The sequence below is a fragment of the Pseudomonas sp. NPDC096917 genome, assembly GCF_044762555.1.
In the GTDB taxonomy this organism is placed as follows: Bacteria; Pseudomonadota; Gammaproteobacteria; order Pseudomonadales; family Pseudomonadaceae; genus Aquipseudomonas.
On the sequence record NZ_JBIWEO010000013.1, the window covers coordinates 1 to 17315 of the forward strand.

At 46.7% G+C, this 17315-nt stretch carries 15 protein-coding genes and 2 pseudogenes; 16 read left to right on the top strand and 1 reads right to left on the bottom strand.

The window, feature by feature from the left end; genetic code table 11:
- From ACIQYF_RS16140 to ACIQYF_RS16215, 16 genes and pseudogenes are all read left to right on the top strand, one after another.
- The coding region (locus ACIQYF_RS16140) for a S1 RNA-binding domain-containing protein (RefSeq protein WP_402863674.1) at positions 1-367 on the top strand (367 nt) is incomplete at its 5' end.
- A gap of 380 nt (positions 368-747) precedes the next feature.
- Complete coding sequence (ihfB, locus tag ACIQYF_RS16145; protein ID WP_003447108.1) at positions 748-1044, top strand: integration host factor subunit beta; 297 nt, start codon at positions 748-750, stop codon at positions 1042-1044.
- A gap of 24 nt (positions 1045-1068) precedes the next feature.
- Complete coding sequence (locus tag ACIQYF_RS16150; protein ID WP_402863678.1) at positions 1069-1317, top strand: lipopolysaccharide assembly protein LapA domain-containing protein; 249 nt, start codon at positions 1069-1071, stop codon at positions 1315-1317.
- 721 nt (positions 1318-2038) lie between these two features.
- Positions 2039-3526: an MBL fold metallo-hydrolase RNA specificity domain-containing protein gene (locus ACIQYF_RS16155; protein ID WP_402863681.1), complete on the top strand. Its 1488-nt coding sequence runs from the start codon at positions 2039-2041 to the stop codon at positions 3524-3526.
- A gap of 79 nt (positions 3527-3605) precedes the next feature.
- Positions 3606-4133, top strand: coding sequence for a transcription/translation regulatory transformer protein RfaH (gene rfaH, locus ACIQYF_RS16160; protein ID WP_402863684.1), 528 nt, complete (start codon positions 3606-3608; stop codon positions 4131-4133).
- A gap of 165 nt (positions 4134-4298) precedes the next feature.
- Positions 4299-5192, top strand: coding sequence for a glucose-1-phosphate thymidylyltransferase RfbA (gene rfbA / locus ACIQYF_RS16165; RefSeq protein WP_402863687.1), 894 nt, complete (start codon positions 4299-4301; stop codon positions 5190-5192).
- The gene (gene rfbC, locus ACIQYF_RS16170; RefSeq protein ID WP_402863690.1) at positions 5189-5746 is read left to right on the top strand and encodes a dTDP-4-dehydrorhamnose 3,5-epimerase; all 558 of its coding nucleotides are present in this window, start codon (positions 5189-5191) and stop codon (positions 5744-5746) included. The genes rfbA and rfbC overlap by 4 nt, the downstream gene beginning before the upstream one ends.
- A 263-nt stretch (positions 5747-6009) precedes the next feature.
- The gene (locus ACIQYF_RS16175; RefSeq protein WP_402863693.1) at positions 6010-7041 is read left to right on the top strand and encodes a hypothetical protein; all 1032 of its coding nucleotides are present in this window, start codon (positions 6010-6012) and stop codon (positions 7039-7041) included.
- Position 7042: 1 nt separating this feature from the next.
- The gene (locus ACIQYF_RS16180; protein WP_402863696.1) at positions 7043-8278 is read left to right on the top strand and encodes an oligosaccharide flippase family protein; all 1236 of its coding nucleotides are present in this window, start codon (positions 7043-7045) and stop codon (positions 8276-8278) included.
- The gene (locus tag ACIQYF_RS16185; RefSeq protein WP_402863699.1) at positions 8272-9066 is read left to right on the top strand and encodes a glycosyltransferase family A protein; all 795 of its coding nucleotides are present in this window, start codon (positions 8272-8274) and stop codon (positions 9064-9066) included. The genes ACIQYF_RS16180 and ACIQYF_RS16185 overlap by 7 nt, the downstream gene beginning before the upstream one ends.
- A 1-nt stretch (position 9067) precedes the next feature.
- On the top strand, positions 9068-10156 hold the full coding sequence (locus tag ACIQYF_RS16190; RefSeq protein ID WP_402863702.1) for a glycosyltransferase: 1089 nt from the start codon (positions 9068-9070) through the stop codon (positions 10154-10156).
- A 37-nt stretch (positions 10157-10193) separates the two neighbouring features.
- Positions 10194-11345 (top strand): glycosyltransferase family 4 protein, encoded by a 1152-nt coding sequence (locus ACIQYF_RS16195; protein WP_402863705.1) that lies wholly within the window; start codon positions 10194-10196, stop codon positions 11343-11345.
- Positions 11338-11928 (top strand): annotated as a pseudogene (locus ACIQYF_RS16200) (sugar transferase); the annotation flags it as partial. The gene ACIQYF_RS16195 and the pseudogene ACIQYF_RS16200, both read left to right, overlap by 8 nt.
- Positions 11929-11949: 21 nt before the next feature.
- A pseudogene (locus tag ACIQYF_RS16205) lies at positions 11950-12564 on the top strand (NeuD/PglB/VioB family sugar acetyltransferase); the annotation flags it as partial.
- Positions 12565-12642: 78 nt separating this feature from the next.
- Positions 12643-13836, top strand: a complete 1194-nt coding sequence (locus tag ACIQYF_RS16210) for a DegT/DnrJ/EryC1/StrS family aminotransferase (protein ID WP_402863708.1) — start codon at positions 12643-12645, stop codon at positions 13834-13836.
- Between the two features lie 68 nt (positions 13837-13904).
- Positions 13905-15893 carry a polysaccharide biosynthesis protein gene (locus tag ACIQYF_RS16215; protein ID WP_402864117.1) on the top strand — a complete coding sequence of 663 codons (1989 nt, stop codon included), beginning with the start codon at positions 13905-13907 and terminating at the stop codon, positions 15891-15893.
- A 136-nt stretch (positions 15894-16029) separates the two neighbouring features.
- On the opposite strand, the gene ACIQYF_RS16220 is transcribed toward ACIQYF_RS16215, so the two are convergent.
- Complete coding sequence (locus tag ACIQYF_RS16220; RefSeq protein ID WP_402863711.1) at positions 16030-17148, bottom strand: acyltransferase family protein; 1119 nt, start codon at positions 17146-17148, stop codon at positions 16030-16032.
- Between the last annotated feature and the right edge of the window lie 167 nt (positions 17149-17315).

Here is a 17315-nt window from a genome sequence, read left to right on the forward strand (position 1 = left end):
CTCCGAGTACGTACAAGAGAACGACAAAGGCGCAATCGTTAAGGGCATCGTGAAAGAAGTTGACGCTAAAGGCGCCATCATCACTCTGGCCAACGATATCGAAGCGACTCTGAAAGCCTCCGAAATCAGCCGTGACCGCATCGAAGATGCGCGCAACGTTCTGAAAGAAGGCGAAGAAGTAGAAGCCAAGATCATCAGCGTTGATCGTAAAAGCCGCGTAATCCAACTGTCCATCAAGTCGAAAGACGTTGAAGACGAGAAGGAAGCAATCCAGAGCCTGCGCGACAAGCCAGCTACCTCTGAGATCGCTGCTGGTCCGACCACTTTGGGCGACCTGTTGCGTGCACAAATGGAAAAGCAGAACTAAGTTCTGATTGACCATAAAAAAGGGCGACTTCGGTCGCCCTTTTTTGTGTCTGCGATTTAAGCATTAACTGTCGCGAGAACATGCTTTGGATCGCTGCCAGTGTCAGAGGCCAGCCTGCGCTCCTCTGTAGGGGGGTGAGAGGCTTTTATTTAAAACCCTTGGGTTGGTGCGCCACTAAGACAATGCCGCTCTGCGCGGGTTCGCGCTAGGTTTTAGGCGGGTAGTGCTTGGTGGTGATGGTGTTTATTTGTTTTGGGCTTGCCCGCGCCATTGCTGAGAGATTGGCCAAGATAAGTCAAGCGCTGGGCTGTTCAAATTCTTTCGATCATGCTAAAACCTTTGAAGCGCTGATCTAGCTGCTTGAAAAAGAAGGGAAAAATATGACGAAGTCGGAGTTGATCGAACGAATTGTCACCCATCAAGGGCTGCTCTCATCCAAAGATGTGGAGTTGGCTATCAAGACCATGCTTGAACAAATGTCACAGTGCCTGGCGACCGGAGATCGAATCGAGATCCGTGGCTTTGGTAGTTTTTCGCTGCACTACCGAGCGCCCAGGGTTGGTCGCAACCCAAAGACCGGTCAATCTGTAAGTCTCGACGGTAAATTTGTTCCTCATTTCAAGCCGGGCAAGGAGCTTCGGGATCGAGTGAACGAAGACGAGGAAGACGATATTTAATCCTTAGGGAGGCAGGGGTTACCCATGAGTAGCTTTAAGCGTGCAGTTCTGGTGGCGTTTGCATTGGTCGTAGTTTTCGCGACGATGATTTTTATCCTCGAAAACCAGCAACCCACTTCATTGGTTTTTCTCGGGTGGAGTTCACCTGAACTGCCCGCATCGCTGATCTTTATCGGCGCGTTGTTGCTGGGTATGGCGATTGGGCCTGCAATGGGCTTCATTGCTTATAAGCGCAAGGCTGCCAAGTTGAAGCGCAATCTGTTGAAGTCATAAGAGTATGTGACTGACCTTTCTGCTGAATTGCATAAGGGGACCCTGAACAAGCCGTGCGGTTGGCTGATTGATTGAGAAGTGTGGGGGGACGGGAAGTAATGAGCTAGGAGGTTTCCTACATGCTGCCAAGCTTTGTCTTCTGCTTATAGTTTTACGATGCCGTTAAGATGCGCGCAGTTCTCGATTGTTAGCTAATTCCGTGCTTTTTATGCGCATTTTCGGGATGTGCCAGGTTCTACATAGGCATAAGCATCTATGAATATCTGCGTATACGAGCCAGCCATTTCTGTTTGATGGCAGGCGCCTATATTGATGAGCGGTCTCTTCCACACTCCAGGCTCCAACTCAGCCTCTGAAGTCGATGTTTTCGGCTTATTTAAGGTGGTCTGGCATCAAGATCCCCTTATTTTGGCTACCAAGGCTCTTTTGGGGGCTTTCTGCTTTTGCCTGCGCTTGTCTGCTAACGGTCGCTTTATTTTATGGAGGGGCTTGGAGGTCTGTTCGTTGTTTTGGCTGTTCTAGTCTGGCGTTTGGCAGCGATGCACAGAGTAGAACCTCTTCAAAGCACTGCATCGGTACTTGCGATTACCCTGAAAAATGCTAATGGCAGTGCAAAAAATTCGCAATTGTCAGGGGCTGATGGATGCCGCAGGTGGTCTGGCCCTCAGTCTTATTTTGTGAGGAAGTTGCCTCTGTGTGAGGCTTTAGTGAGGGCAAACACATGCCGTATCCCACTATTAGGCATCACGGCGCGATCGACGGCGTCACAGGCTCTTGTCATCAACTTGAAATGAACGCCCACAGCAGTCTTCTAATTGACTGCGGACTATTTCAAGGGGGGGATGAGCGAGTCGCACTGGATGGCAACGTACAACATCCACCTATAAATTTTTCGCTCGAGGGTATAAAAGCCCTGCTCATCACTCATGTTCATGCTGATCATGTAGGACGTATTCCTTATTTGCTGGCCGCGGGTTTTACAGGGCCTATTCTGTGCAGTGAACCTTCGGCCAAATTGCTCCCGCTAGTCCTTGAAGACGCATTCAGGCTTGAATTTAGCCGCGAGCCAAAAAAAGTTGAGCGGTACCTACAGCGTCTACAGCAACAAATCATCGCGCTACCCTATGGCCATTGGTTCAGCATTGAGCAAGCAGAGGCCCTGCACGCAAGGATCCGCCTGCAAAGAGCAGGACACATACTCGGATCCGTCTATGTCGAGTGCGACCTTGTGTACCCGAATACCGGTTTGCAACGCCGGATCGTGTTCTCGGGCGACTTGGGAGCACCCCACACACCGCTTTTGCAGGGCCCTCGCTCCCCAAGTCGTGCTGATGTGCTGATTCTTGAGAGCACTTATGGCGACCGCGTGCATGAAAATCGCTCAAAACGTCAGGAGCGACTGGAAAGTGCTATTAATAGAGCGCTGGCTGATCACGGCACACTATTGATTCCAGCGTTCAGCATTGGACGTACTCAAGAACTGCTCTACGAAATCGAAGATATTCTGCATCGAAGAGCCCTATTGGATCCTGGTCTGCCCGTTCCTGTGCCGGATCAGTTTCTACCTGTCACTTGGCCTCAATTACCGGTCATTCTCGACTCACCCTTGGCAAGCCGGCTAACCAGGGTCTATCGTGAGCTGGACAGCTATTGGGATGTTGAAGCACAAAAGCGACTTGCAGGAGGGCGTAAGCCCTTGCATTTCAAGCAACTGATCATGATCGACAGTCACGCCCAACACGTGCAAGCAGTCAACTTTCTGGCCAACACTGGCCGCCCTGCGATCGTAATTGCAGCCAGTGGCATGTGCTCCAGCGGTCGCATAGTGAACTATCTGAAAGCCATGTTGGCTGACCCAAGGCACAATGTGCTTTTTACGGGCTATCAAGCTGGGGGGACGCCGGGTGCGTTGATACAAAAACATGGCCCGTCAGGTGGTTTTGTTGAATTGGAGGGTAAGCGCTGTATTATCCGTGCTGGCATTAGTACCTTGGGCGGGTATTCTGCGCATGCCGATCAGCAAGGCTTGCTGGATTTTGTTTCAGGTATGCAGCAATGGCCCGAAGAAATACACTTGGTCCATGGCGATGAGCCGGCAAGGAATGCATTGGCGAAGGAACTGTTGGGCCTGTATCAGGCTCAAAACAAAATTGTCGATCTACACATTCCGACGAATTTGAAGCCGCCACTGGGATTCCAGTCGCAGTGATGAAAAGAACCAGTTGCTTGTCATTTGCACATGCGCCGCACAATGGTAAAACACGGACGAACCCCTTAATGAATTGCCCATGCACATAACAAACACCACAGTCCCCCGCGACCCTGTCGTGCCGGAATCAGGCGACTGGTACCTGGTGCAATGCAAGCCCAGACAAGACGAACGTGCAGAGGAAAACCTCGAGCGACAGGGCTATGAATGTTCACGTCCGGTTTGCAGGCGTGAAAAGGTGCAACGTGGCCAAATGAGCTGTGTCCAAGAGTCGTTGTTTCCAGGCTACCTATTTATTCATATGCCGGAAGGAGCCAACTGGGCTCCCTTGCGTTCAACGCGCGGAGTTGCACGGGTGGTTGCTTTTGGAGGTCGGCCATTGGCGGTCAGTCACGAGTTGATCCTTCAGCTGCAATTGCGTGCCGACACGCATATCATCTCGACGTTTAACTCGGGTGACAAAGTCACCATCCTTGATCAAGGCTTCCCAGGCATTGAGTCCATATTCATGTCCATGGACGGCGAAGAAAGAGTCATTCTGCTTATCAACCTAATGAACCGCCAGCAACAGATCAGTTTGCCATTAGCGAGTATCACGACTCGATAAAGCAGGCTGAGGCTGTGGCTGCGGTCTGAACAGTCAATAATGAAAACCGTTCTCAGGGAATTGACGAATAATCCTGGGGCGGTAGCGTGTTTTTAACGCAGAACTTCCCCCTGTGCTAGTTGGGGCAGGAGGAGTTGGCAGGAAAATTAAGGACGTACTCGCGACATGACCACCCTCCAACGTAAAGGCATCATCCTCGCTGGCGGTGCGGGTACACGTTTGCACCCCCTTACACTTGGGGTGTCCAAGCAGATGTTACCTATTTATGACAAGCCCATGATTTTCTATCCGCTGTCTGTTCTCATGCTGGCGGGTATTCGTGAAATATTAATTATTTCAACGCCTGAAGATTTACCCAGCTTCCGAAAATTATTGGGTGATGGTAGCCAGTACGGTATTGACCTGAGTTATGCGCAGCAGCCGACGCCAGGAGGTTTGGCGCAGGCCTTTATCATTGGTGAGGCATTCATTGGCAGTCATCCAGTGTGCATGATCCTGGGTGATAATATTTTTTATGGGCATTACTTTTCAGAGAACTTAAAAGCTGCAATGTCAAAAACCTCTGGAGCCACGGTATTCGGCTATCATGTTTCTGATCCTGAAAACTTCGGTGTGGTTGAATTCGACAGCTTCGGGCGTGTGGTCAGCATTGAGGAAAAACCGGAAATACCAAAATCCAACTATGTCGTGGCAGGTCTGTATTTCTATGACAATAAGGTTGTTGATTTTGCCAGAAATATTAAGCCCTCTTTGCGTGGCGAACTCGAGATAACTGATATCAACTGTATGTACCTTCAACAAAATAGTTTGACGGTTGAAGTGTTAGGGCGTGGTTTCGCGTGGCTCGATACAGGTACACATGAATCATTACTTGAGGCAAGTTGTTTTGTTCGAACGATTGAGCAACGACAAGGTTTGAAAATTGCTTGCCTGGAAGAGATTGCATTCAATTTTGGCTGGATCACATCAGAGCAGTTGGCTCAGCAAGCAGAGAAGTTTAAAAAAACAGGTTATGGGCACTACCTGTTGCGTCTGATGTCAGAAAAGCGTGATATATGAAATTTATTACGACACCTATTTCAGGGTTGGTTATTGTTGAGCCTGATACTTTCAAGGATGATCGTGGCTGGTTTTCAGAGAGCTTTAACTTAAAGCGGTTTCGGATGGGTTTACAGTCACTGAAATTAGAGGCCCCGGAGTGCTTTGTTCAGGATAATGTATCAAGTTCGAAAAAGGGAGTTGTCAGGGGATTGCATTACCAATTGGCGCCTTTTGCTCAAGGAAAACTGGTAAGTGTGTCTCATGGTGCAGTCTTTGATGTGGCAGTAGATCTGCGCGTAGAGTCATCTACCTATGGTGAATGGTTTGCACTCGAGTTGAGTGACGCGAATAAAAAAATGCTCTGGGTTCCTGCAGGTTTTGCACATGGCTTTTTAGCGTTAGAGGACGACACACGAGTGAGCTATAAAGTTACCGAATATTACAACAAGGATTCAGAGCGGAGCGTGTTGTGGAACGATACGTGTCTGGGGATTCGGTGGCCAGTATTAAGTGAGTATTATTTAAGTGATAAAGATAAGGCCGCACCAGTATTTGTGAAGCTCCCCGGGTAAGAAGTCTCTTTGGGTACTAGGCACGCTGGGTCAAAATTTTTGTGTGCAGGCTCGGAGGGATGAAGTTGAAGAGTAATAAGATTTCAGTATGTGTTGTGTTGTGCGCGTGTTTATTGATAGTGCTGGGTGATGTGAGATTTATTATAGGCTCTGCGGGTTACTGGGTATTGTGGTGTGTTGTTATATGTATGGGGTTGTTTTTATCTTCTTGCCTGTATATCCGGACTGTAAGTGCTGAGTTATTTGTGTACCTGGTAGGGTTTATGCTGGTACTGGTGTCTTTTGTGTTGAGTGGTGTTGCTAATCAAAATGCCTATACCTTATATCAAGGTGTTAAGATTTTTTTTATCGCATTGGCATTTTTCTGTGTATTTGTTAATGCTCGTGACTTGGTTGGGGCAGATGTCTACAAGATAAGTTTGATATCAATAATGGTTGGCCTGTTTTTATTCTTGATATCTAAATATTCCCTGCGAGAACTATATGTTGAACTAGGGGATGGGCGGCAAGGTAGTCAGTTTGCATACCCTGGGGTCTTATGGAAAACACCAGCGTTTTTTATAGGTTTTGTCATTGCTGGACTGGTATTTGGCGCAGGGAGTAGGATTCTCTCTTTAGTTGCTTTAATTGGCGGCCTTTTCTTGCTGAAAGCCGACTCGAGTCGAACGGGGTTTTTAATCCTGGCGATGGTGGTACTGCTGTTTGTTTTGTTATGTGCTTATTTGAAGCCGAAAACAGCTTTGGTATGTTCTTTAGTAATGTGTCTGGGCGGTATAGGGTTGTTGATGCTTTACAGTGGCGGGTATGTTTTTATCAGCCATGCAGAAGAGCCGCTTGTATTAAATAGACTTGCAGCGGGGGATCCCACACGCACACAAATGCTCGCCGATGGCGTCATGCATGCTCAGCAATGTTTTCCTTTAGGGTGCGGGTTTGGTACAGCCACGTCCTTGGTCGATGGTGAGAATATGGTAGTACACAATGCATACCTTTCATCATTAGGTGATCTAGGTATTTTAGGTTTTATAGGTATGGTTGTACTTATGTTTTCGCCTATTATGTTCTTTCTTGGAAGGCTTATCAGTTTAAAATCTTTATCTATCAAGTCTCCTGAAAACCTGGCTTATTCAATTGCTGCATTTGGCGGGGTATTAGGCTATGCCCTTATAATGATGCTTCACCCCTTCAGCACAGAGCTCTCTGAGTGGGGGATATGGATTTTGATGGTCTCTATGTTGTCTGCATTTTCTCAGCGAATAGTTGCCAGTGAAAATGAAGATCAGGTAGAGGCATAACATGATTCTGCAATTTAAGAATGTAGGTTTGCTGTTTGTTGCGCAGTTAGTGAGCTATCTGATCCCTATTCTAGAAATTCCAATTTTAGCCAGAGCTTTAGGGGTTGACGAGTATGGGCATATATTGCTTATTCAAACAACTGCATTGTTGTGCTCTTTGGTTGTGGAATATGGATTTTCCTTAAGCGGATCGAGGCAAGTCGCACTATGTGTTGGTGAGAAACCGCTGCTGTCGAAAATTTATAATGAAATAACTTCTGCAAAAATAATGTTGACTGCGGGGATGGTAGTCACTTCACTTTTGATCATGTCTATCGCCACAGTCGATATCAAGCCGCAAGCTGCTGTGTGGGGCTACTTGTATTTTTTTGCATACGGATTTAGCAGTATTTGGTTATTTCAAGGTTTAGAAAAAATAACATTTCCGGTAGTCTTTGAGGTGTGTTTGAGATTTGTAGGGTTGTTCGTGCTGTTTATATTTGTCTCTCAACCTGAAGATGCACGTAACGCGCTGATGATTATGTCGTCATTTGCTTTGCTAAATACCGCAGTTGGCTTTTATCTTGTGTATAGAGTAGTCGGTGGTTTTTCGTTTGTGGCCAAAGGTGGAGTTAAACAGATAAAAGACGGTTTTCACAGTTTCTTATATAAAAGCTCAAATAATATAATGATGAGTGCCGGGCCTGCTTTAGTCGGTGTGATGTGCGGCCAAGCAGCCGTTGCGAAATTTGCTCCTGCCGAGAAAATAATAAAGGCTTCTGTAGGCTTGGTAGGGCCAGTATTAATAGGCTTGTACCCTTACTTGAGCAGGAAGTTATTGCAGTCCACATCTCTAAATTTGAAGTTTTCTACTTTTATTGTCGCGGGTTTGTTTTTTTTAGGCGTTGTAGGGGCGGGTATCATATTTGTTTTGGGTGATTATTTAGTCAGCTTGATGTTGGGCCCTGGGTTTGAAGAAGCAATTGTGATCCTGCGTATTTTTGTTTTTGTTATTCCTTTCAGAATGATGAATCAAGCGATGGGGCTAACGATATTCATGCCTCTGGGCAAGGATCGGATTTTAAGTTTTCTGCTGATATTTTTCTCGTTTTTTTCATTGATTCTAGCTGCGTTGCTTTCGTATGAATTTGACTTGAAAGGTGTTGTCTACGGGTTGGTGTTGTCGGAGATTGTTTTTTCAGCGTCGTTAGTGGCGTTTGCGATAAATATTAAGCGGGTAGAGAGTAGCGCATGTTGACAGTTGTTACGGCCACTTATAATAGGGCTTACACGCTTCCCCGATTATTTGAGAGTTTGCAAAAGCAAACTAAATTGAATTTTGAGTGGGTGGTGGTAGATGATGGGAGTGCTGATGAGACCGAGAGCCTTTTAAAGGATTTCCAAGTCAGAGCTTCTTTTCCCATGAAAATTGTCAAGCAAAAAAACTCAGGTAAACATGTCGCTATTAACTCGGGGGTTAGCGTAAGTAGTGGTGAGTGGATTTATTTTGTTGACAGCGATGATGCCCTTCCTGCGGATGCTGTGGCCGTTTTTACGGATACTCTTATTAAAGATGCAGGTGAAACTACAATTGGTTATTGCTTTAGGAAACAAAATTTTTCTGGAGGCATCATAGGACGACCTTGTGAGGGTTTACCGACAGAGTTTACGATCATGACTCCGACAGCAGCCGGAAATTATTATCAAGGCGACCTGGCTTATATATTCCAGCGTCAGGCGCTTATCAAACACCCATTTCCAGTGTTTGAGGGTGAGAAATTTGTGCCGGAGTTATTGGTTTGGAACAGAGTATCAGATGAAGGTGTGATTAAATTTTTTGGAAATAAAGTGCTCTATGTGTGTGAGTATTTAGAAGATGGATATTCTGCAAACTTCAACGCTAACTTGCGTCGGAATCCGTTAGGATTTGGTTGCTATTATAGTCAGCAAATTTCGCGGGAAAAAACTTTATCACGAAAAATCAAATGTGCTGTTCGGTATGCTCAGTGCCGTTTATATCACCTTCTAGGTAGGAAAGGGCACTAAGATGAAGATCCTTTATGTTATCACTGGGTTAGGTGTTGGCGGCGCAGAGCGGCAAGTTCTCGATCTGGCTGATCGATTTAGTAGTCAAGGGCATGAGGTCAAGATTTGTTATCTTACAGGGCCGGCCTTGTTACGTCCTAAGTCAAATGATATTGAACTCCTGCCGTTAAATCTTAAAAAAACGATGCCAGGGTTTATGGTTGGCATCATTAAGCTTAGAAAGATAATAAAAGACTTTGTGCCCGATGTTGTCCATGCGCACATGGTTCATGCTAATTTGTTTACGCGTATAGTTAGACCTTTTTGTGCTATCAAGAAATTGATCAATACGGCACATAATACTAATGAGGGAGGCCGTGCCAGAATGCTGGCATACCGGTTAACTCATTCCTTGGCCGATGTAACCACTAACGTTACGCTCGAGGCGGTTCATGTCTTTGAGCAAAAAAAAGCATGCCCCGTAGGAACTATGCAAGCGATACCTAACGGTATTGATACCGATATTTTTAAGCCTGACTTATTAGCCAGAGAAGAGATAAGAACTTCTGAGCATGTGGGTGAGGACGAAAAGCTTATCGTCGCAGTCGGGCGGTTAGTTGATGCAAAAGACTATGGGAATTTGTTAAGCGCTTTTAGTGAGCTTTGTCAGAAAAGATCGAACGTTAAACTGTGGATTGTGGGCGACGGTCCTGAAAGAGAAAAGTTAGCCGGTTCAGTGAAGTTATTGGGCCTTTCACAGTATGTTAGATTTTTGGGCGTAAGATCAGATGTCAATAAAATCTATAATGCCGCAGATTTATACACACTGTCTTCCGCATGGGAAGGCTTTGGGCTAGTGGTCGCTGAAGCGATGGCATCAGAAAAAGTAGTTGTGGCTACCGATTGCGGCGGTGTTAAAGAAGTATTGGGCGGGTGTGGATACTTGGTTTCTCGCAAAGACCCAACTGCACTTGCGCAGGCGATGTCTGCCGCTCTCGATCTTTCCCCCGAAGATAGCCGGAAATTATCGGCCTCAGCAAGAGAAAGAATAGTCGAAAATTACTCTATCAATGAAATAGTTGATGTTTGGGCGCGCATCTACACATCGTGATTGATAGCTGTTTCGTGTTGAAATTTAAGGCTTGATTATGAAAGAAGCGAAGATGTTAATAGTTACAACAGTGCCTGAAACCCTTAAGACAATACTGTCTCTTCAGCCGCGCTTTCTTAATCGCAATTTTTCCGTTCATTTGGCTAGTTCGGCTGAAGGTGCCGAGGAAACGCTTTCTGCTAAAGAAGGTGTTCCGTTTCATGTGGTTCCTATGAAACGTGGCATAAGTCCTTTGTCAGATCTCTTGTCGATTTTTAATATGTGTAGGCTGCTGTTTAAGTTAAAGCCATCAGTGGTTCACTCCTACACACCCAAGGCTGGATTGGTTTCAATGATCGCCGCTTTCATATGCGGTGTTCCTGTAAGAATACATACCTTTACCGGGCTTATATTTCCTACTCAAACAGGCTTAAAAAAAATACTGCTTGTCAATATTGACCGTATTATTTGCATGCTCGCGACTCGAATCGTTCCGGAAGGAGAGGGAGTAAGGCGGGATTTACTGTCTTTCGGAGTGACTCGCAAGAATATGTCGGTGATTGGTTATGGCAATATTGCGGGCGTTGATTTAGGTTTTTTTCAGCCTGGTATTGAGGCTATTAGCTCTAAGGCAGAGCTGCTGAAAAAGTCTTTGGGTATTGCGGATGAGGATTTCGTATTCTGCTATATTGGCCGTCTCAATAGAGATAAAGGATTGAGAGAGTTAGGTCAGGCTTTTTTGGAGTTGCCTGATTTTGTGCATTTGATAGTGGTCGGAGAACTGGATGCTGAGGCACCTGTAGACAGTGCAACCCTAACTCTTTTTAAGGAGCACCAACGAATTCATGCGTTAGGTTTTAAACCGGATATACGTGATGCGCTTGAAGCGTGTGATGCTCTGGTTCTTCCGAGTTACCGTGAAGGCTTTCCTAATGTTGTTCTGCAGGCGGGCGCTATGAGTAAGCCGGCCGTTGTAACAGACATAAACGGTAGCAACGAAATTATTGAGCCTGGTTTGAATGGGTGGGTCGCTAAGCCGCGGGATGTTTCCAGTTTGCAGATCGCAATGAGTCAAGCTGTCAACACACCTAAAACAGAACTTTTGAAAATGGGGGCATTTGCTCGATCTCGAATCGCGGAACGTTACGATCAAGCGGTTCATTGGGGGCGAATGAATGCATTCTATCTACAGGAATTGAACATTGATTAAGCGTTCTTTTGACTTTACAGCTTCGCTTTTGGGCTTGTTGCTGTTGTCGCCAATTATTGCTTATCTTGCTTTTGCGGTACGACGCAAATTAGGCAGTCCAGTATTATTTAGGCAAACCCGTCCAGGTCTTAAGGGTGTTCCCTTCGAGATGTTGAAGTTTCGGAGCATGAAAGATTCTGTCGATGATCGTGGTGACCCGTTACCTGATTCTGAGCGAATGACGCCTTTTGGATCATTTCTACGTTCTAGTAGTCTGGATGAACTACCGGGGCTATGGAATGTACTTAAAGGTGATATGAGTTTAGTGGGGCCTAGGCCTCTGTTGATGGAATATTTGCCTCTTTACAGTGCTGAGCAGAGTCGTCGCCATGATGTTAAGCCTGGTATTACCGGATGGGCGCAAGTCAACGGTAGAAATGCAATTAGTTGGGAGCAGAAATTTCAGTACGATACCTGGTACGTCGATAATAAGTCTTTTTGGTTAGACTTGAAGATCATTGCGCTCACTATTAAAAAAGTATTTGTTCGTGAAGGCATCAATGCCACAGGTGAGGCAACCATGTCTAAGTTTGCAGGGGATAAGCCTGCAAAAAAACTGGCGATTTTGGGCACTGGAGGGCACGGTAAAGTAGTAGCCGACACCGCAGAAGTTTGCGGTTGGAACGATATAGAGTTCTTTGATGATCGCTGGCCTGCGATAGAGAAGGTTGAACACTGGTATGTTTCGGGAGATAGCCAGCAACTCCTGATGCGCTTGCACGAGTTTGATGGCGTTATAGTGGCTATCGGCAGTAACGAAATCAGGTATTCGAAAATTACTGAACTGCTTGCCGCACAAGCTCCGCTTGTTTCTTTGATTCATCCCGCTGCAACCATTAGTCGATACGCCAGTATTGGCAAGGGTGGAGTTGTTTTTGCAGGGGTTGTAGTTAATTCATATGCGACCATTGGAGTTGGCTCGATTCTTAATACCGGGTGCAGTATTGATCATGATTGCTGCCTAGCGGATTATGTTCATATCAGTCCAGGTGCTAGATTAGCAGGAGGGGTTAAAATCGGCCGGTTGAGCTGGGTTGGTATTGGTGCGAGTATCCGACAGTCAATTCACATCGGCTCGAATGTAAAGGTTGGCGCAGGAGCCGTAGTTGTTGAGGATACAGCTGACGATTTGACTGTTGTCGGTGTACCTGCCAGAGTTTTAAGATCTGGTGATGACTGATATTGGTTCCAAGTAGGGTTTATCGTTTTTCTGATGTGCACTGGTATTTTTTAATATTGAGGTTATGGGTGGTGATTAGTGAGTAATGTACAGTTTTCTCCTTGGCCGTCCTTCACAGAAGAAGAGGCCGACGCTGTCCGGGATGTAATCCTTTCTAACAAGGTCAACTATTGGACCGGTCAGGAAGCACGTACTTTTGAGAAAGAGTTCGCGAAGTGGTCCGGCACTGAATACGCCGTCGCTTTAGCCAACGGTACTGTGGCACTGGATTTGGCGTTGCAAGCGCTAGGCATTGGAGCGGGCGATGAAGTGATCGTGACATCACGTACTTTCCTTGCTTCGGTTTCAAGTATTGTCAATGCAGGTGCGGTGCCTGTATTTGCTGACGTGGATTTGGACTCGCAAAACGTTACCGCTGAGTCTATTCGCAAGGTTTTGAGTCCTCGCACCAAGGCGCTGATCTGCGTTCATTTGGCGGGCTGGCCATGTGATATGGACCCGATAATGGCTTTAGCTGAAGAACATGGGCTCAAAGTCATTGAGGATTGTGCTCAAGCTCATGGCGCCTTGTATAAAGGCCGCCCCGTAGGCTCTATCGGGCATATTGGCGCCTGGTCCTTTTGTCAGGACAAAATCATGACCACGGGCGGAGAAGGGGGAATGGTCACGACCAATGATCGCCAGCTCTGGGCTGACATGTGGGCCTACAAAGATCATGGCAAGAGTTGGGAAGCTGTCTATGAGCGCGAGCATGCTCCGGGGTTTCGCTGGTTGCATGAAAGTTTTGGGACTAACTGGCGCATGCTTGAGGTGCAAGCTGTTATAGGTCGCATTCAATTGCGGCGTATGCATGACTGGCAGTCTGCTCGCCTGAGAAATGCCCAGCGGATTTGGAGCGCCGCCCAGCAATTGCCGGCCCTTCGTGTACCTGTCTTGCCAGCCGATGATGTGCATGCGGCTTACAAGTGCTATGTGTTTGTGCGCCCCGAAAAACTTAAATCTGACTGGTCCCGTGATCGCATTCTCACTGAAATAGTCGCTCGAGGGGTACCTGCCTTTTCCGGGTCGTGTTCCGAGGTCTATCTTGAGAAAGCCTTTGACAACACCGGCTGGCGCCCGACGCAGCGCCTTGAACACGCAAAAGAGCTGGGTGAAACCAGCCTGATGTTTCTAGTTCATCCAACACTTACTGAACAAGAGGTAGACTTCAGCTGTCAGACACTGAGTAGCGTTATGCAGGAAGCATCATTGGAAGCTGGTGCTACCGTATAAATACTACGATTGCATTGAGCAAAAGATTGCGGATTGATTTTGGAGCGGCACAGGTGTTCAAAGATGTTATGGATATAATTCGATCATATTTATTAAATTTGTCTCGGCGACAAAAGCGCTTTATTCAAGTACTTACAGACGTCATCCTCGTTTGGTTTGCCTTGTGGCTGGCGTTTGTCGTTCGCTTGGGTCTCGACGACATGATCAATCCTGTCAAAGCACATGTTTGGCTATTTGTAGTCGCTCCTCTCATTGCTATCCCTCTCTTCGTTCGCTTCGGGATGTACCGCGCCGTCATGCGCTATTTTGGCAATGATGCCCTGATAGCCATTATCAAAGCGGTCAGCCTGTCCGCGCTGATTCTTGCTGTTGTTGTGTACTGGTACAGCAACCACGACAACGTCGTGCCGCGCTCGATCATTTTCAACTATTGGTGGTTGAGTTTGATCATGCTCGGTGGTTTACGCCTGGCCATGCGGCAATACTTCTTGGGCGACTGGTTCTCCGCCGCACAGCACGTGCCATTTACCAGCCGAGATGACGGGTTGCCACGTGTCGCTATTTACGGGGCCGGCGCTGCAGGTAACCAACTGGTCGCCGCGCTTCGGATGGGCCGCCTTATGCGTCCTGTGGCATTTGTTGACGATGATGACAGCATTGCTGATCGGGTTATTTCTGGCTTGCAGGTTTTCAAGCCTGAAGATATGCAGAGAATGATCGACCGGACTGGCGCTCAAGAGTTGCTGCTGGCCATTCCTTCATCATCACGTGCTCGACGTCGTGAGATTTTGGGGTTGCTAGAAGGCTTCCCACTTCACGTGCGCAGTGTTCCAGGCTTCATGGACTTGGCCAGCGGCCGAGTGAAGGTTGATGATATCCAGGAAGTGGATGTCGCTGATTTGCTAGGCCGTGATGCTGTTCCAGCACAAGCAGAACTGTTGGAACACTGCATTAAAGGCAAGTGTGTTCTGGTCACAGGGGCAGGTGGCTCCATCGGGTCCGAACTGTGTCGACAGATTCTGAGCCTGAAGCCCACTACATTGCTTTTGTTCGAGCACGGGGAGTTTAATCTTTACAGCATTCTCAGTGAGCTGGAGCAGCGCGTTAAATGTGAGTCACTGATGGTGCGTGTTTTGCCGATTTTGGGCTCTGTACGTAACCCTCAGAAATTGCTGGATGTGATGCGAACCTGGCATGTTGACACTGTCTATCACGCCGCGGCCTATAAGCATGTGCCTATGGTTGAGCATAATGTGGCTGAGGGTGTGCAGAATAATGTTATGGGCACTCTTTATACCGCACAGGCAGCTTTGCAGTCGGGTGTTGCCAACTTTGTATTGATCTCTACTGACAAGGCGGTACGCCCGACCAATGTGATGGGGAGTACCAAGCGTTTGGCTGAAATGACGTTGCAGGCGCTGAGCCAAGAAATAGCTCCCGCTTTGTTTGGTGACTCGTCCAATGTGTCACGAGTCAATAAAACCCGATTTACCATGGTTCGTTTTGGTAATGTGTTGGGTTCTTCGGGCTCAGTGATTCCTCTGTTTCATAAACAAATCAAAGCCGGTGGGCCATTGACTGTGACTCACCCCAAGATTACTCGTTACTTCATGACGATCCCTGAAGCTGCGCAGTTGGTTATTCAGGCAGGCTCAATGGGCCAGGGCGGTGATGTGTTTGTTCTCGACATGGGGGAGCCTGTACGCATTGTTGAATTGGCCGAGAAGATGATTCACCTTTCAGGCTTGAGTGTGCGCTCGGAAAAGAATTTGCATGGTGATATCACCATCGAATTCAGCGGCCTGCGTCCTGGTGAAAAGCTTTATGAAGAGTTGCTTATCGGTGATAACGTCGCAGCTACCCAGCACCCCATGATTATGCGTGCAAACGAAGATATGTTGTCTTGGGATGAGCTGAAAGATAGATTGACACAGTTGATGCATGCCGTTCACCAAGATGACTATGTGCAAGTCCGGCAGATACTGTGTAATACCGTGAGTGGTTATTCGCCCGAGGGCGAAATTGTTGACTGGGTTCATCAGCAGAGCCGTTCTTAAATGTCATTATTCTGCGATGGTTGCAGGGTCCGGTGTCACTGATTCATGGCCTTTGGGCCTAGTAGAGCCAAGCCAGTCATTGACTGGCTTTTTTTATCTTGAAATAACGCTCTGTAGTTTGCTGCTCACGTTGTCGTTACTTTTTTCTCATGTATCGCTTTTCTATATGGATAAACGTGAGTGTCGAAATAGAGGTTACCAAGGGAATAGCAAGCATGTTGATCGACCAAAATGTGGTTTTGGAGATCGCGGATAAATCCAGGAATAATGAAGCGGTCTGGAACGTCAGATAAAGTACAGGTAGATGCATGAGGTAGATGCTGTAGCTGATATCGCTCAATCGATTTAAGCATTGGGCGTGCAGTACTTTAGGATTTGCCAATGTGATGCATAGAAAAAAGCAGGATGTCAATACGAATCTTAATGAGCCATATCCTTGTGCCTCTTTGACACCACACGTGTAAATAAATATGCCCAGCGCCAGTGTTGATAAGATTCCGGCGTTAAGCTTCGAGCATTGGATTTTTTTATGAAGAACGGCCGCCACGATTCCCGTCAGAAAATAGGACCAGCAGACAACAGCGCTGACACTTAGGTCTATGGCTGTTAATACCACTGCAGTGGCCAGTATCAGCTTGTTATATTTTGATCTGTAGGCCAGAGCGATCAGGGGTAATACGGCATAGAATCGCCATTCATGTACCAGTGTCCAAGTGACAGAGTTGAGTGGGGTTAAAATGATGTGGCCAATTTTAGATGGACCATCGAGGAAGTTGAACGTCAGCATGCTTGCAAGTGTAAGCAGTGTGTCTTTATTGAATATTTCAAAGCTTGAAAAAAAACAGGCTATCAAGAAAACAATGGCTGAAGAGAAGTAATATAAAGGGGCGACTCTTCGTACTCGGCCTTCAAAAAAATTATCCCATTGCATATTGGGTGTTTTCATCAGCTTGTCAAAAAACAAAAAGCCGGTAATGCAGAAAAATATTTGAACACCGAATGACCCGAGGTTTGGATAGATCCACCCCCAAGACGAGAATGTATTGTTTGTGATTCCTAGGTTGGTAAGGATAAACGGTGCGTGATTGATAAATACAAAAACAGCGGCTAAACCTCTAAGGCCATTAATGAATTTATAATCATGTTTTATCTCGGCTTTTTCGATTTTCTCTTTGAATAATGTCGAGAAAAGCAAGAAGATCGCCACTATTGAAAGCGATATGGCTATGGACTCTGCTGTGTATTCTGTATTCATTCGGTTGTGAGGGCCTGTTACTAGTGGCGGAGCTCTTATGGTCAGTGATGACCACCTCGTTCATGATTTTACCGACGTCATTCACCTTGAGGGTGTGGGTTGTCAGCTCCGATGGAACTTGATTAACCTGCAGGCAGAATAATCTATGCCTTTGCTCAAGGCTACTA

What these genes read in the sequence shown, in the direction of transcription:
- ihfB (WP_003447108.1), top strand. Translation starts at nt 748, where the DNA reads ATGACGAAGTCGGAGTTGATCGAACGAATTGTCACCCATCAAGGGCTG.
- ACIQYF_RS16150 (WP_402863678.1), top strand. Translation starts at nt 1,069, where the DNA reads ATGAGTAGCTTTAAGCGTGCAGTTCTGGTGGCGTTTGCATTGGTCGTA.
- ACIQYF_RS16155 (WP_402863681.1), top strand. Translation starts at nt 2,039, where the DNA reads ATGCCGTATCCCACTATTAGGCATCACGGCGCGATCGACGGCGTCACA.
- rfaH (WP_402863684.1), top strand. Translation starts at nt 3,606, where the DNA reads ATGCACATAACAAACACCACAGTCCCCCGCGACCCTGTCGTGCCGGAA.
- rfbA (WP_402863687.1), top strand. Translation starts at nt 4,299, where the DNA reads ATGACCACCCTCCAACGTAAAGGCATCATCCTCGCTGGCGGTGCGGGT.
- rfbC (WP_402863690.1), top strand. Translation starts at nt 5,189, where the DNA reads ATGAAATTTATTACGACACCTATTTCAGGGTTGGTTATTGTTGAGCCT.
- ACIQYF_RS16175 (WP_402863693.1), top strand. Translation starts at nt 6,010, where the DNA reads ATGCTGGTACTGGTGTCTTTTGTGTTGAGTGGTGTTGCTAATCAAAAT.
- ACIQYF_RS16180 (WP_402863696.1), top strand. Translation starts at nt 7,043, where the DNA reads ATGATTCTGCAATTTAAGAATGTAGGTTTGCTGTTTGTTGCGCAGTTA.
- ACIQYF_RS16185 (WP_402863699.1), top strand. Translation starts at nt 8,272, where the DNA reads ATGTTGACAGTTGTTACGGCCACTTATAATAGGGCTTACACGCTTCCC.
- ACIQYF_RS16190 (WP_402863702.1), top strand. Translation starts at nt 9,068, where the DNA reads ATGAAGATCCTTTATGTTATCACTGGGTTAGGTGTTGGCGGCGCAGAG.
- ACIQYF_RS16195 (WP_402863705.1), top strand. Translation starts at nt 10,194, where the DNA reads ATGAAAGAAGCGAAGATGTTAATAGTTACAACAGTGCCTGAAACCCTT.
- ACIQYF_RS16215 (WP_402864117.1), top strand. Translation starts at nt 13,905, where the DNA reads ATGGATATAATTCGATCATATTTATTAAATTTGTCTCGGCGACAAAAG.
- ACIQYF_RS16220 (WP_402863711.1), bottom strand. Translation starts at nt 17,148, where the DNA reads ATGAATACAGAATACACAGCAGAGTCCATAGCCATATCGCTTTCAATA.